This is a genomic window from Desulfobacter sp. (assembly GCA_028768545.1).
Classification (GTDB): domain Bacteria; phylum Desulfobacterota; class Desulfobacteria; order Desulfobacterales; family Desulfobacteraceae; genus Desulfobacter.
This window is the reverse complement of record CP054838.1, coordinates 1,553,737-1,568,336: the sequence shown is the minus strand read 5'-3', so window position 1 is coordinate 1,568,336 and position 14,600 is coordinate 1,553,737. Positions and strand designations below refer to the sequence as shown.

At 46.0% G+C, this 14,600-nt stretch carries 11 protein-coding genes and 2 pseudogenes; 3 read left to right on the top strand and 10 right to left on the bottom strand.

What is annotated here, in order from left to right:
* Nucleotides 1-32 precede the first annotated feature (32 nt).
* Nucleotides 33-1,202, top strand: coding sequence for an IS4 family transposase (locus HUN05_07530; GenBank protein ID WDP87968.1), 1,170 nt, complete (start codon nucleotides 33-35; stop codon nucleotides 1,200-1,202).
* Nucleotides 1,203-1,277: 75 nt separating this feature from the next.
* Here HUN05_07530 and urtD read toward each other — a convergent pair whose 3' ends face one another.
* The 4 genes and pseudogenes from urtD to HUN05_07510 all read right to left on the bottom strand — a co-directional run bounded on the left by urtD (nucleotide 1,278) and on the right by HUN05_07510 (nucleotide 4,820).
* On the bottom strand, nucleotides 1,278-2,021 hold the full coding sequence (urtD, locus tag HUN05_07525) for an urea ABC transporter ATP-binding protein UrtD (protein WDP85007.1): 744 nt from the start codon (nucleotides 2,019-2,021) through the stop codon (nucleotides 1,278-1,280).
* A complete protein-coding gene (gene urtC / locus HUN05_07520) occupies nucleotides 2,021-3,238 on the bottom strand; it encodes an urea ABC transporter permease subunit UrtC (GenBank protein WDP85006.1) in 1,218 nt (405 codons plus the stop codon). Before urtC ends, urtD begins: the two co-directional genes overlap by 1 nt.
* A gap of 61 nt (nucleotides 3,239-3,299) precedes the next feature.
* A complete protein-coding gene (gene urtB, locus HUN05_07515; GenBank protein WDP87967.1) occupies nucleotides 3,300-4,181 on the bottom strand; it encodes an urea ABC transporter permease subunit UrtB in 882 nt (293 codons plus the stop codon).
* Nucleotides 4,182-4,382: 201 nt separating this feature from the next.
* A pseudogene (locus tag HUN05_07510) lies at nucleotides 4,383-4,820 on the bottom strand (transporter substrate-binding protein).
* Nucleotides 4,821-4,912: 92 nt separating this feature from the next.
* Between HUN05_07510 and HUN05_07505 the strand changes: the two are divergent.
* Together HUN05_07505 and HUN05_07500 are read left to right on the top strand one after the other, a co-directional pair.
* Nucleotides 4,913-5,425, top strand: a complete 513-nt coding sequence (locus tag HUN05_07505) for a hypothetical protein (GenBank protein WDP85005.1) — start codon at nucleotides 4,913-4,915, stop codon at nucleotides 5,423-5,425.
* Nucleotides 5,422-6,417, top strand: a pseudogene (locus HUN05_07500) (IS3 family transposase). The gene HUN05_07505 and the pseudogene HUN05_07500 overlap by 4 nt, the downstream one beginning before the upstream one ends.
* Nucleotides 6,418-6,593: 176 nt before the next feature.
* On the opposite strand, the gene HUN05_07495 reads toward HUN05_07500, so the two are convergent.
* From HUN05_07495 to HUN05_07470, 6 genes are all read right to left on the bottom strand, one after another.
* On the bottom strand, nucleotides 6,594-7,805 hold the full coding sequence (locus HUN05_07495; protein WDP85004.1) for an IS256 family transposase: 1,212 nt from the start codon (nucleotides 7,803-7,805) through the stop codon (nucleotides 6,594-6,596).
* A gap of 157 nt (nucleotides 7,806-7,962) precedes the next feature.
* Nucleotides 7,963-9,132 (bottom strand): IS4 family transposase, encoded by a 1,170-nt coding sequence (locus HUN05_07490; protein ID WDP87966.1) that lies wholly within the window; start codon nucleotides 9,130-9,132, stop codon nucleotides 7,963-7,965.
* Between the two features lie 177 nt (nucleotides 9,133-9,309).
* A complete protein-coding gene (locus tag HUN05_07485; GenBank protein WDP85003.1) occupies nucleotides 9,310-10,419 on the bottom strand; it encodes a YibE/F family protein in 1,110 nt (369 codons plus the stop codon).
* A gap of 68 nt (nucleotides 10,420-10,487) precedes the next feature.
* The gene (locus HUN05_07480) at nucleotides 10,488-11,903 is read right to left on the bottom strand and encodes an alkaline phosphatase (protein ID WDP87965.1); all 1,416 of its coding nucleotides are present in this window, start codon (nucleotides 11,901-11,903) and stop codon (nucleotides 10,488-10,490) included.
* Nucleotides 11,904-11,940: 37 nt separating this feature from the next.
* Nucleotides 11,941-12,759, bottom strand: coding sequence for a two pore domain potassium channel family protein (locus HUN05_07475; GenBank protein WDP85002.1), 819 nt, complete (start codon nucleotides 12,757-12,759; stop codon nucleotides 11,941-11,943).
* 62 nt (nucleotides 12,760-12,821) lie between these two features.
* Nucleotides 12,822-14,525 carry a DEAD/DEAH box helicase gene (locus HUN05_07470; protein ID WDP85001.1) on the bottom strand — a complete coding sequence of 568 codons (1,704 nt, stop codon included), beginning with the start codon at nucleotides 14,523-14,525 and terminating at the stop codon, nucleotides 12,822-12,824.
* Nucleotides 14,526-14,600: the final 75 nt, after the last annotated feature.

The following is a 14,600-nucleotide window of genomic DNA, read 5'->3' as shown; positions in this document are numbered from 1 at the left end:
TGCGCCTTGAAAATTTAACTCAAGGAGCTCAAATGACGCACATCTCAGTCCCTAAAAAACAACTACGGTCCCTGAACTTTGACAATTTCAGGTGCCCTCTGATAAAGTCACTTTCAAAAGCACCGGAATTACAATCTCGAGGAGACCGCCCTTTAAAAATGACATTCGAAGACCAGATAAATGCTTTGGTTTATTTCCATCTTCAGGAGCACAAGTCTGCCCGACATTTAATTCAGGATCTCAAGGAGAATGTTTTTGCTAAAGAAAATATTGCGCCAGACGGTGGTATCAGCCGTAGTAGTTTCTGTGAAGCCATCAATCACAGGGGACTCGAACAACTGCAATTTATCTTTGAGGATCTTTATAAACAGGCTCTTGAGTGTCATCCGGGTGAACACGCCGAGTTAGGAGAGTTGGTTTCCATTGACGGTAGTCTCATAAATGCAGTCCTTTCAATGCACTGGGCGAACTACAGAAAAGGAAGTAAAAAAGCCAAAGTACATTGCGGATTTGACATTAATCACGGAATCCCAAACAAAATCTTTTTGACTGAAGGCAACGGCGCTGAACGCACTTTTGTTCCCAAAATACTTTCCAAGGGGCAAACAGGTGTTATGGATCGTGGATATCAATCCCATAAAGAATTTGACCTGCTTCAGGAGCAAGGCAAACATTTTGTCTGCCGTATAAAAACCAGGACAACAAGAACAATTATTGATAACCACGAGACCCCTTCCGACAGCTACATTTTTTATGATGCACTGGTTAAACTTGGTACTCCGAATCAAAACCAGACGAAAAGGCCTGTTCGGGTTGTTGGCTATAAAATTGCTGGCGTCAAATACTATGTGGCAACTGACAGGCATGATTTAACAGCGGAACAAATAGCAACAATTTATAAACTCCGGTGGACCATTGAGGATTTTTTCAAATGGTGGAAAGAACATCTGAAGGTATATCATCTCATTGCCCGCAGTGAATACGGCCTTATGGTTCAGATTCTTGGCGGCCTTATTACTTACCTGTTACTGGCAATCCATTGCCAAAAACAGTTTAATGAAAAGGTCACGATCAAAAGAGTTCGGCAGCTGCGAACCGCCATTCTAAATGACCTGTTTGGCTGCGAGGAGCAGGGCTCTCATAGTTCAAACAGGGACAATATTATCAAAGATCAAAAAATTATTGAGCAAGCAAAAACCTAACCGGACATCACTGACTCTAAGCATTTTATTTCCCTATCTTTTTATTTTTTGATGAACACCCGGAGCAACGGCAGATTAATGGCCCAGATATACCTCAATCACTTTTTTATTTTTTTCAATACTTTCCATTGATCCTTCGGCAAGTACAGATCCCTGGTGCAGGACCGTGACCCTGTGGGCAATTTCCCTCACAAAATTCATATCATGTTCAATAATAAGCACGGATCTTTCCTTGGAAATTTTTTCCAAAAGCAAGTCTGTCTGCCTTCGCTCATCCACACTCATCCCTGCAACCGGTTCATCTAACAGCAGAAGTTCTGGATCGGCAATTAAGAGCATGCCGATTTCCAACCATTGCTTTTGTCCATGGCTGAGCAATTCTCCGGGGGTGTCCAGCTTATCTTTTAAAAAAATCATCTCGGCAATATCATTCACCCGGTCAATCACCTCTTGATCCCGCTTAAACCTTAAGGCCCCAAACACACTCCTGCCCCGGGGAAATGAAATCTCCAGATTTTCAAAAACGGTTAAAGAAGGATAGATTGAAGGGGTTTGAAATTTACGTCCCACCCCTTTTTTCACGATCTCCTGTTCGGCCATATGGGTGAGATCATGGCCCATAAAATTAATTTTCCCGGCCGTGGGGCGGGTTTTTCCGCAGATCAAATCAAGCAGGGTGGTTTTTCCGGCCCCATTGGGACCGATCACCACATGTAAGGCGCCTTGTTCAACGTACAAGGAAGCATCATTCACGGCTTTAAAACCGTCAAAGGAAACCGTAAGACCCTCAACTGAAAGTACAAAATCTTTTAATGGCATTATTTAGCTCCTTTGGGATTTTCAAATTCCACATAAACCGGTTCTAGGGCAAGTTCAGTGTCATCCAATTTCGATAATGCCGTTTTTTGTTTGGATCCAGGGGCATATTTTTTTAAAAAATCCTTGAGTCTTGACGTGTAATCTTCAACAATCCCTGCCACCCCCCGGGGAAATACCATAGTGATCAAAATAAAGGCCGTACCCATCAAAAACATCCATAATTCGGGGAATAACTCTGAAAAAAAAGTCCGGCCAAAGCATACCAGCAAGGTGCCGTATATGGACCCCACCAATGAAAGCCGTCCGCCAAATGCGCAGAAGATCACCATATAAATTGAGGGTTCAATGGTCACCAATTTGGGCGACATAAACCCGACGTTCAAGACAAACATGGCCCCGCCCACAGCAGAGATCACCGCGGAAAGACAAAAGATAAAAATCTTGAAATCCGCCACATCATATCCGGAAAACCGAACACGATTTTCCATATCCCGGGTGGCCACCAAAAGCCTGCCAAGCTTGGAGTTTAAGATATACTTACCAAGTAAAATCATGGCCATCACCAAAAAAACCGTTACAAAATAAAGGATATACTGGGCCGATACCGTACGGATATCCCATCCCATACAGGTTCTTAAATCCGTAATGCCCTTGATTCCACCGGTCCATCCCTGGCGGGTCACAAAAAGAATCTCCATGATCCAGCAAAATGCCTGGGTAATGATGGCAAAATAGACACCACTGACCCGTCTTTTAAACATGGCCACACCAATGATGTAGGAAACGATTCCCGGCAGAACCAGGACCATCACCAAGGTGAGGGGAAAACTCTTAAACGGATACCAGATATAGGGAAGTTCAGTAATCTGGTTCCAGTCCATAAAATCAGGCATTCCTACTGTGGTAAGGGCTTTTAACTGGTCCGAACCTGCTTCCTTGGCAATATTTGCCGCCGCTTCCAGCTTGAGAAAGGCGGCCATGGCATAGCCCCCAAGTCCCCAGAACACCCCCTGGCCCAAACTCAGGATTCCGCCGTATCCCCAGCACAAAACCAGCCCCAGGGCGGCAAAGGACAAACTCAAATATTTGGACACCAGGTTTAACCTGAAAATATCAAACACCAGGGGAAAAAGAATAATCAAAATTAAGGCCAGGATGAGAAAAGAGACGGTCTCGCTCTTGTTGCCGGTAATTTTATTATTTAATAAAGTATTCATAGTCAATTTCCTTATAAATATTGCCGATCATATTTTTCGCAGTCAGGGTACACGAGCATCCTTATTGGCGGATCTTATTTGCCAGCAGCCCCTGGGGACGCAGCATCAAAATGCCGACAATGCTCAATAGGACAAATACTTTGGCCAGAACACCCGTGAGAAAAAATTCCATGATGGACTGGGACTGGGCAATGCCAAAGGATGAGAGTATGGTGCCAAGGATACTTCCGGCCCCACCGAAAACCACAACGATAAAGGTATCCACAATATAAAGAGACCCGGCTGAAGGAGAGACCGAGCCAATGGTTGTAAAGGCAGCCCCAGCAACACCGGCCAGGCCACAGCCCATGGCAAAGGTCCAGCGATCCACTTTTTTAGAGTTGATCCCCACGGCATTTGCCATATCCCGGTTCTGAACGGTTGCCCGAACCCTCAACCCCCAACGGGATCGATACATGAGCATGATGACAATAAAGGTCATCAAAACGGACATGAACAATAAAAACATACCATTTATGGGAATGGATATGGTTTCAGTCGGGGACCAGGATCCCATAAGCCAATCCGGCATGGTGGCAGAGTCCTCACGTGCACCAAAAATCAAACGAAAAGACTGCTGGAGAACCATGCTAATCCCCCATGTGGCAAGCAGGGTATCCAAAGGACGCTCATAGAGAAAAGAAACAATATACTTTTCCAGGATATAACCGAGCAAAAAAGCCACAATAAAGGCCATGACAATGGCAATAAAAAAATAATACGACAGGGCCGCAGGAAAATATTTGGTAACCAGATCAGAGAGCAATACCGTTGTATAGGAACCGGCCGTGAGGAATTCCCCATGGGCCATATTGATCACCTTCATCTGCCCGAAAATAATCGCAAGCCCCAATGCCATCAGCAAAAACACAGAAAACAAACTGATCCCTGCAAATCCCTGCATAACAAAGATACTGTAAAGCTCATCAGCGCTATAGTCGTTAAAAATATCAAGAAAAAATGAACCATTCACTGGGATATCTCCTGTATCATGCTTAAAAAATCATTTTAAAGCGTTCTTAAATGGGAATGCCCCCTTAAATTTTTGACACGGCAACCATTTCAGGGGGCATTCGTTTTTTAATCATTAAAAAAATCTGCCGACTTATTTGTACCCTTCTGGAAAGGGATCCGGTTCAATAAGATCATCGGATTCGGCAAGCATCTTAAACTGGCCGTTGGCCAGCATCTGACCAATTTTTGCACGGGACCAGAGGTGATGGTTTTTGTGGATACGGACATAGCCTTCAGGTGCTTTATCAAACTCAATCCCGTCAGAGGCCACAGCAATTTTATCAATATCAAAGCTAGCGGCTTTTTCCACAGTATATTTCCACAGCCAGGGGCCAAGGTATGCGGCCTGGGTCACGTCACCGATCACAGAGTCGTCTCCCCACATCTTTTTAAAGGCCGCAACAAATGCCTTATTGTTTTCATTGGGAAGGCTCTGAAAATATTTCATGCAGGCATAAAACCCTTCAACATTTTTGCCGCCAATACCCAGGATTTCGTCCTCAGTGGTGGAAATTGTCAAAAGCATCTTGCCTTTTTTGGCCAGGGAAGCCCTCTGTGACAATGTGAGTGAGACACTTACCCATTGATAAATTAGTGTAGGGCGGGTAAGGATTATTACTTATGAAACCGATAAAAATGAACCCACTACCTGAATCCGAAAATCAGGCAGCCCCCAAGGAGGCCCCAATGGAAGGAGCCCATGGGGCGACTGAAGTTGGGGCCTCCTTGGGGAGCCAGGATTCAATCCCTGATCCTGAAGTACCTGAAAAAAAACCCCGGCGTAGATTCGTTGCTTCTTATAAACTGCGTATTCTCCAAGAGATTGAAAATTGTACCGAAATCGGAGGGATCGGCAAGATTCTTCGAAGAGAAGGCCTTTATTCATCAAATTTAACCGATTGGCGCAAAGCTCGGGACAAAGGACTTCTCAATGCCATGGCACCTCGAAAACGAGGAAGGAAACCAAAAAAGAAGAACCCATTGGCCATAGAGGTCGCCAGACTTCAAAAAGAGAAATTTAAATTAGAGCACAAGCTAAAGCAGGCGAAACTCATCATTGAAGCTCAAAAAAAAATTTCTCAGATCCTGGGAATCCAGCAGAATCTGGACGACCTCAAAGGAGAAGACTTATGAATGCCGCCCTAACGTTAAGTTGCGATATTGGAAAAAAGCCTTCATGTGAGGCTTTCGGTATTCCCCGATCATCTTTTTACAGATTTCATTCTCCAAAAAAACATATTGGACTTAGTCGGACCGGATCTCCCCTTTCTTTGAATTCTGATGAACAACAAACGGTTTTGGATATTTTACATTCTGAAAAATATCAAGATCGAGCCCCATATCAGGTATATGCTTCTCTTCTTGATAACGGGCAATACTATTGTTCCATCAGAACGATGTCTCGGCTTCTTCACAAAGAACATGGTTCTGTGCCGGAGCGAAGACGGCAGGTAAATCGCCCGAAATATAAAAAACCTGAATTGCTGGCAACCGGACCTAATCAGGTTTGGTCCTGGGATATTACCAAGTTGAAAAGTGTCACAAAATGGACCTACTTCTATCTATATGTAATCATGGATATTTTCAGCAGGTATGTTGTCGGCTGGATGGTCGCCCATAGAGAATAAACAGCATTGGCCAAAAAGCTAATTGAAAAGTCCTGTGAAAACCAGAAGATATTACCCGGTCAGCTTGGGCTACATGCAGATCGGGGAGCCAGTATGAAATCCAAAGGGGTTGCCCAGCTTCTTGTCGATTTAGGGGTAATCAAAACCCACAGTCGACCACATGTCAGCAATGATAACCCATACTCTGAAGCCCAGTTTAAAACATTGAAATATTGTCCACAATTTCCCAAAACTTTTGGTGCTATTCAGGATGCAAGAGCCTTCTGCCAGGATTTTTTTGGATACTACAACAAAGAGCATTACCATTCTGGTATTGGCCTGGTAACCCCAGAACAATTTCATTATGGCATTGCTAAAGATATTTATGAATCTCGCTGCCGAACATTGGAGGATGCATTTATTCAAAACCCAAAACGATTTAAGGGAAAAATACCGAGGCCACCGGCTTTACCAGAAGAAGCCTGGATTAACAAACCGGAACAAAAAGAGAAGGATATTATTAGGGAAATGTTCAGAATTCTGTGTCACGGTTTCGGTTCTCGGATCTGCCTCAGCGCCAGCGGAAGTAAAAGTCAGGTCCGAGAATGGGCCTTCAATCAGCCACGTCGGAGGAGTTGACTTTTGCTGGAGTGGAGTTCCTGGAACCATCTTTTCCATCTGTAAATAAATCCCTATCAAATTCCCAGCTCTTTATCCAGCCGGCCTTCAAAGAAAATTGCCAACTGGGAAATTGTCAGTGACCAATTTTGAATCGGCATTGTCCATTTTTTACTGGCGTTCTGGATCCCCATGTAAAGCAGCTTTAACAGGCTGTCCTGGTTCGGGAATGATCCCTTTGTTTTGGTCAGTTTTCGAAACTGTCGATGCACAGCCTCAATGGTATTTGTGGTGTATATTATCCGTCGAATCTCTTCTGGATATTTAAAGAAATGACTGAGGCGTTCCCAGTTGTTCCGCCAGGATTTTATCACAATCGGGTATTTGTCATTCCATTTATTTTCCAAGATATCCAGTTCTTCTTCGGCCAGATCCTTATTGACCGCTTTATAAACACGTTTTAGATCTGCCATAAATTCCTTTTTATTTTTGGAACCAACGTATTTCAATGAATTTCGGATCTGGTGGACTACGCAGAGTTGAACTTCTGTGTCCGGGAATATGGTCTCAATGGCCTCGGGAAAACCTTTTAGACCATCAACACAGGCAATCAGGATATCTTTTACCCCTCGGTTTGAAAGGTCTGTTAACACCTGCAGCCAGAAGTTCGCACCCTCATTCTCGGATATGTACAGCCCAAGAACCTCTTTGCGGCCCTCGATATTCACCCCAAGAATTGTGTAAACGGCTTTGCTGCCGACCTTTCCGTTTTCTCGTACTTTATAATGTATGGCATCAAGCCATATGATTGGGTACACATTTTCCAACGGCCTGGCCTGCCATTCTTTGACGGTATGGATGATTTTATCGGTAATGGTGCTCAGAGTGGCATTTGAAATCTCAAGTCCATAGATTTCCTGTAAATGGGAAGCCATATCATTATAACTCATGCCCAGGCCGTAAAGGGCTATTATCTTTCTTTCAATTTCATCGCTGAGCGTTGTCTGATGTTTTTTGACGATCTGTGGAGAGAAGGTTCCGGCCCTGTCACGCGGGGTTTCCAGCTCAAATTTACCATCCAGGGATTTAATGGTCTTTTTGCTTTTTCCATTACGGCGGTTGGCAGAAACTTCCTGCCCGAGATGGGACTCCAACTCTCCTTCAAGAGCAGCTTCAGCAAGATTTTTGATTAATGATGTAAGGACGCCGCCCTTACCTGTGAAGGGTTTACCTTCCTGGATGCCTTTAAGGGCTTTTTGAAAATCAAATTCGGTGTTTTCTTCGGTCATGTCAGTTCTCCTTATTTAGCTGAGTATATCAGCTTTCATTCAACTGACACAGAATTTTGAACGCCCTCGGTTTTTATTATTATCCCAAGGGGTTAATTATATCACTTGGGCCATACTAATTAAAAAGAGTTTAAAATGCAAAATCAGTGATGTCCGGTTAGGTTTTTGCTTGCTCAATAATTTTTTGATCTTTGACAATATTGTCCCTGTTTGAACTATGAGAGCCCTGCTCCTCGCAGCCAAACAGGTCATTTAGAATGGCGGTTCGCAGCTGCCGAACTCTTTTGATCGTGACCTTTTCATTAAACTGTTTTTGGCAATGGATTGCCAGTAACAGGTAAGTGATAAGGCCGCCAAGAATCTGAACCATAAGGCCGTATTCACTGCGGGCAATGAGATGATATACCTTCAGATGTTCTTTCCACCATTTGAAAAAATCCTCAATGGTCCACCGGAGTTTATAAATTGTTGCTATTTGTTCCGCTGTTAAATCATGCCTGTCAGTTGCCACATAGTATTTGACGCCAGCAATTTTATAGCCAACAACCCGAACAGGCCTTTTCGTCTGGTTTTGATTCGGAGTACCAAGTTTAACCAGTGCATCATAAAAAATGTAGCTGTCGGAAGGGGTCTCGTGGTTATCAATAATTGTTCTTGTTGTCCTGGTTTTTATACGGCAGACAAAATGTTTGCCTTGCTCCTGAAGCAGGTCAAATTCTTTATGGGATTGATATCCACGATCCATAACACCTGTTTGCCCCTTGGAAAGTATTTTGGGAACAAAAGTGCGTTCAGCGCCGTTGCCTTCAGTCAAAAAGATTTTGTTTGGGATTCCGTGATTAATGTCAAATCCGCAATGTACTTTGGCTTTTTTACTTCCTTTTCTGTAGTTCGCCCAGTGCATTGAAAGGACTGCATTTATGAGACTACCGTCAATGGAAACCAACTCTCCTAACTCGGCGTGTTCACCCGGATGACACTCAAGAGCCTGTTTATAAAGATCCTCAAAGATAAATTGCAGTTGTTCGAGTCCCCTGTGATTGATGGCTTCACAGAAACTACTACGGCTGATACCACCGTCTGGCGCAATATTTTCTTTAGCAAAAACATTCTCCTTGAGATCCTGAATTAAATGTCGGGCAGACTTGTGCTCCTGAAGATGGAAATAAACCAAAGCATTTATCTGGTCTTCGAATGTCATTTTTAAAGGGCGGTCTCCTCGAGATTGTAATTCCGGTGCTTTTGAAAGTGACTTTATCAGAGGGCACCTGAAATTGTCAAAGTTCAGGGACCGTAGTTGTTTTTTAGGGACTGAGATGTGCGTCATTTGAGCTCCTTGAGTTAAGTTTTCAAGGCGCACAAAAATTTTTACGCACATTTGTCAACACAAAACAGACTGTTTTTTCAATGATTTTAGATGCTTTTTATATGCAACAACCTAACCGGACACTACTGATGCAAAATAAATATTTTAAAGTTTTTTTTAAGGTCTGAATCGTGAAGGTCATGAAGATATTGATTTGTTTTTTAGTATGTTAGCCATGATGATACCGCCCACAAGGGCGGTTATGGGGGCCACCATGACCAGGCCGACACTGCCGATCAGGGTCCTTAGAATTTCAGCGGCCACGATTTTTAAATTGATCATTCTGGTGAAACTTAAATCTTTGACCTTAAAGAGCATGAGCAGGGTCAGATACCCTCCTGAGTATGCCAAAAGCAAGGTGGTGGTCATGGTGCCGATGACCTGCCGGCCCACGGTGAAGCCCGATTGGATCAGTTCTTTGGGCCTGATCTCCGGTTTTTTGATCTGGATTTCAGCCATGGCGGCACTGATATCCATGGCCGCGCCTGAGGCCCCGAGAATAATGGCCGAATAAAAGATCTGGCGAATATCCAATTCGTGGTAACCTGAAAAAATAAGTCCGTTGACATAGGGCTGAGTCATGCCGAAAAGCCCGGTTTCTTTGCTGAAATACAGGGTCACCCCAAGGGTGATGACAAGGCCGGTTATCGTACCGATAAACGCGGTCACCCCTTTGCGGTTCATGCCTGCCACCATGAAAATAATAAGACCTGACAACACCACAATGGTCAATGCGGTGGTCAAAAGCGGGGGAGCACCTGCAAGAATTTGACGGACCAGGACTTCCCAGATAATGAAAATGCTTAAAATAAAGGAGATCAATGCTTTGATGCCCACCACCCCGGCATAGAGAATCAAGGCGGCCACAAAGAGGACAAAGAGCTTGGAAAGGCTGTCCTGGCGATAAAGATCCACTGCCTTGGCCTCCTGAAGATTTCCTGCTGGATTCAGGATCAGGGCGGCAATAATTGTGTCATGGGGGGCAAACAGGTTTTCAAGGGGCACCTGCCCGTTGAGGCTTTTCACGGCCCTTGTGTTTTTACCCTTGAACCTTGTATCTAAAATTTGGATTTCCAGAATTTGGTACCCGATATGGGAAAGGCCTGAAGAGTGGACTTCTGAATTGTCCGCCCGGATGACCCTGGCCTTGGCTTCCAGGGTCAGGAAAGGAAGGCTGGGGCTTTGGACATAAAAATAGAGAATCACCCCTGCCATAACTGCCAAAAGTCCGCCAATGGGTATTATCAATGATTTTTTCATGGAAGAAATATAGACACGGCCCGTGCAAAAAGCAACAGGCCGGGAAATTGGTTTTTTTACAGGGAAAACCCCAGCAACGCAGCAAGGGTGGCAGCGATTTTTGTATTGTCCTTGTACCCGCCAAATTTTTGGGCCTCTGCGCCTGCGGCGGACATGGGAATCATAGTGGCGGTATGGATGGTGGTGGCCCAGCTGATATGGGCCCTTGCAGACAAAAGGCGGGCTGCCATTAGGGCTGGCGGATTTATTTTATAATACCCGGATGTCCGACTCCTGTCGGCCAGGGCCATGGCCTTTTCAAGGGCGGCAATTTCCTTGATCTTCAGGTCGGCCAGGCCGAATTTATTTTCCAGATAGTCCATAAAGGCTTTTTTATCTCCAGTATACCGGCCTTCTCCATGGGCCAGGGAATCTCCCACAGAAACCGTTGTGGCCATAAGAGCATCCATGGAAAGACGGTATCCCATGCTGTCCATACCCAGGCCCAGACCGCCGGTTTCATGGTCCCCCACCACAAGGATAAGGGTTTGGGTTTTGTGGGTCTTTAAAAATTCAAAGGCTGCGGTTACGGCATGGTCAAGGGCCAGGGTATCATAAATCACTCCTGTGGGGTCATTGGCATGGGCGGCATGGTCGATTCTGCCCCCTTCCACCATGAGGAAAAACCCTTTGTCCCCTTTGGAAAGCACCTCAATCCCGGCCTGGGTCATGGCGGCCAGGGAGGGCATTTCATGGTAGCGGTTGATCCGTTCAATCTCATAGGGGGTGTGGGAGGTGGTAAAGGCGGCAAAGACCTTGTCTTTTTTTGAAAAATCAGTCTGTTTAAACTCCCTGGCCCCTTGCCTGCCGATAAAGGTGGCATATCCCTTGTTCTTCATCGCCTTGACCAGATTTTTTTCATCTGTTCGTTTGGATTTAAGGCGTTTACCTCTGGCATCTTTTTGTTTGATTTCCACGGACTGCGGCATAAAGTGGCGGGCCCCGCCGCCAACCATGAAATCCACTCCGGAAGCAGCCATATCCTCGGCGATCTGATTTTCGTTGCCCCTTGAAATATTGTGGGCGGCAAAGGCCGCAGGGGTGGCATGGGTCAGCCGGGTGGTGGTGATCAGACCTGTTTTCATCCCATGGTCCCGGGCCGCTTCAACCAGGGTTGTGAGATTTTTCCCGTTGGCATCCTGGGCGATCACCCCTTTGTTTGTTTTTTTCCCGCATGCCAGGGCGATTGCTGCTGCTGCAGAATCCGTGATCAGGGAGTCAGCACAATAGGTGGTGTTCATGCCTGCCACCTCAAAGGTGTTCATGACCAGGGATCGGGTATGGTCTTTTTGTTTTTCCCTGAGAAAAAATTCACTGAGCTGCCGTTGAGCCGCCCCAAGGCCGTCACAGATAAAATAAAATACATACTTTGGCCGGGCGGCCATGGCAGGCACACAAAGAAAAAGGATTAAAACGACAATGCCCGCTGCCATGTGAATTCGTCGAAATTGAGTCATTGTTGTACCCCTTTTACCTTACCACCGGGCTTGAATCCGGGTTAAACGGATTTTGCCGCACCGCCAGGGAAAACAGATAAGGATAGTTGAATTTAAGGTGTTGTTGATAATCCATCCATTGGAGGATCAGAGTTCGATAGGCCCGGTTGAAATCCTTTGAAATGTGGGCAAGATCAGTTTTGGGAAGCCTGTTGAAGTCTTCCCTTGAGTTGAGTTCGTCCATGAGGTGGAACAGCGCCAGAAGCAGTTCAGAGAACATTTCGTGTTCAATCAGCACCGGGTTTTCAATCAAATCGATTAGGAACTGCCTTTTTCCCATTAAAAAAGTATGGGTTTCATTCAATACCTTGGCATGAATGTCCAGGTCAAAATGGTGGAGGGCCAAGGCTTTTTTAGCGGACATAAAATCCTTGCCTTGCCAGTTCATGGTCATGATCAACGCCGGGGCGATGGACTTGATATTTCGGTCAATACCGGAAAAGGCCATGAGGAGGCCATAACCGATTTCACTGAAAAAAGTGCCCAGAACCATATTGAGTTTCCGCCTCCGGGTCATGCTTTCCCTGCGGGCAATGAGCAGTTCCGTGGCATTGGCTACCACCCCGAGAAAGGTGGCACCGCCCATCACAATAATGAAAATGGCAAACCATCTGCCTTGGGGGGTGGTCGGGTGGATATCCCCGTACCCCACCGTGGACATGGTTACGATGTTATAATAAAAGGCCTCGGCAAGGGAGATGTTTTCTAAGGTCATAAACCCCAGCGTGCCGATCAGGGTCAGCAGGATAAATAAGGATAAAAATATTTTTAACCGTCGTATCATTTCCTTCATAAAAATGAAGGTATCAAATTTTTTTTATCTTTGCCAGTATCCTGTTGGGGACAGGTTTGTTCTCAGGCCACCTTTGAAATTCCCATGGGCCTGGATTTGACCCAGGTTTTTTTGAGCAGGTGAAAAATATCTCCGGGCATGCCTGCGGGCAGATCTACCACGGTGAATTTATTTCTGATGGTGACCCCTGTGATGAATTTGCTTTCAAGGCCGGCTTCGTTTGAAATGGCCCCCACAATATCCCGGGCGCTGACACCGTGGCTGCGGCCCACCTCAATCCGGTACCGGTCCATGCCTTTTTTGGGGGGCAGAAACGGGGTCTGGGTTTCTTGTTTGGTTGTTTTTGAAGCCATCGGGTTCTGGCGGCTTGAATTCTTTTTTTCCTTGGGCCGTTTTGACAAGGCCTGGACCGGGCGTGTGGCGGGTTTGATCTTTTCTTTTTTATCCAGAAGAAAGGGGGTGTCGCCGTGAACCAGCCGGCCAAGGGCCGCGGCAATTGATTCCATGGGCACATAATGCTCCTGGGCATAGTCGGTTACCAGATCCTGGAACACGGTCAGATCCTGGGATTCCAAGACCTGGGAAATGGCGGATTTGAAATCTGCCACTCTTTTTTTATTGATGGCCTTGTTGGAAGGCAAATGGACTTCATTGATCTTCTGGGAGGTGGCATTTTCAAGCTTTCTGACCATCCATCTTTCCTTGGGATGGATGAACAAAATGGCATCTCCGGTCCTGCCGGCCCTGCCGGTTCTTCCGATTCTGTGTATATAGGGTTCGGTCTTGGACGGCATATCATAGTTGATCACATGGGAAATGCGTTCCACATCCAGTCCTCTGGCCGCCACATCTGTTGCCACCAATATGTCGATATGTCCTCTTTTCAGGCGGTTCACGGTCTTTTCCCTGGCCGCCTGGGCCATGTCTCCGTTCAGGGCTTCTGTCTTAAATCCTCTGTCTTCCAAGACCTTGCAGACCGAAAGGGTGGATGCCTTGGTTTTGACAAATATAATCACCCCGTCAAAGGTTACGGCATCAAGGAAACGGACCAGGCCGTGGGATTTCTGGCAGCCCTTGACCAGCCAGTACTGCTGGGTAATGCTCGCAAGATCCGATGCATCCGACTGAATGGTGATCGTTTCAGGATCTTTAAGGTATTTATTGGCAATTTTTCGTATGGGGGCGGGCATGGTGGCAGAAAACAGGGCGGTCTGTGTTTGGTTGGGGGTCTGGTCAAATATCCATTCCACATCTTCGATAAATCCCATGTGGAGCATTTCATCGGCCTCGTCCAATACCTTGGAAAAAAGATGGGCCAGGGAGATGGTTTTTCTCCGGATATGGTCCATGAGCCGTCCGGGGGTGCCGACAATCACGTGTACGCCTTTTTTCAACTGGTTGAGCTGGATTCCGTAGCTCTGGCCCCCATATACGGCAAGAACGTTTAAGCCCTTCATCGCTTTGCCGTAGGTTTCAAAGCTTTCGGCCACCTGGATGGCAAGTTCCCGGGTGGGGGTGAGTATCAATACCTGGGGCCGTCTGAGGGATAGATCAATGCGGGAGAGCAGGGGCAGGGCAAAGGCAGCGGTTTTTCCTGTGCCGGTTCGGGCCTGGCCGATAATATCAGAATTTTCAAGCATCAGGGGAATGGTGGCGGACTGGACCGGGGTGGGGCTCTTATAACCGGCGTTTAAAACAGCGGACTGCACAGCAGTACTCAAAGACATCTGGTCAAACCCGTTTTCGGGCATGGTGTCGTGGGACATGGGGTATGGGAAATCCTTATGAAAAATTGATCCGGTCTGGAAATAGCAGATAGGATACATTAAAAAATATGCACT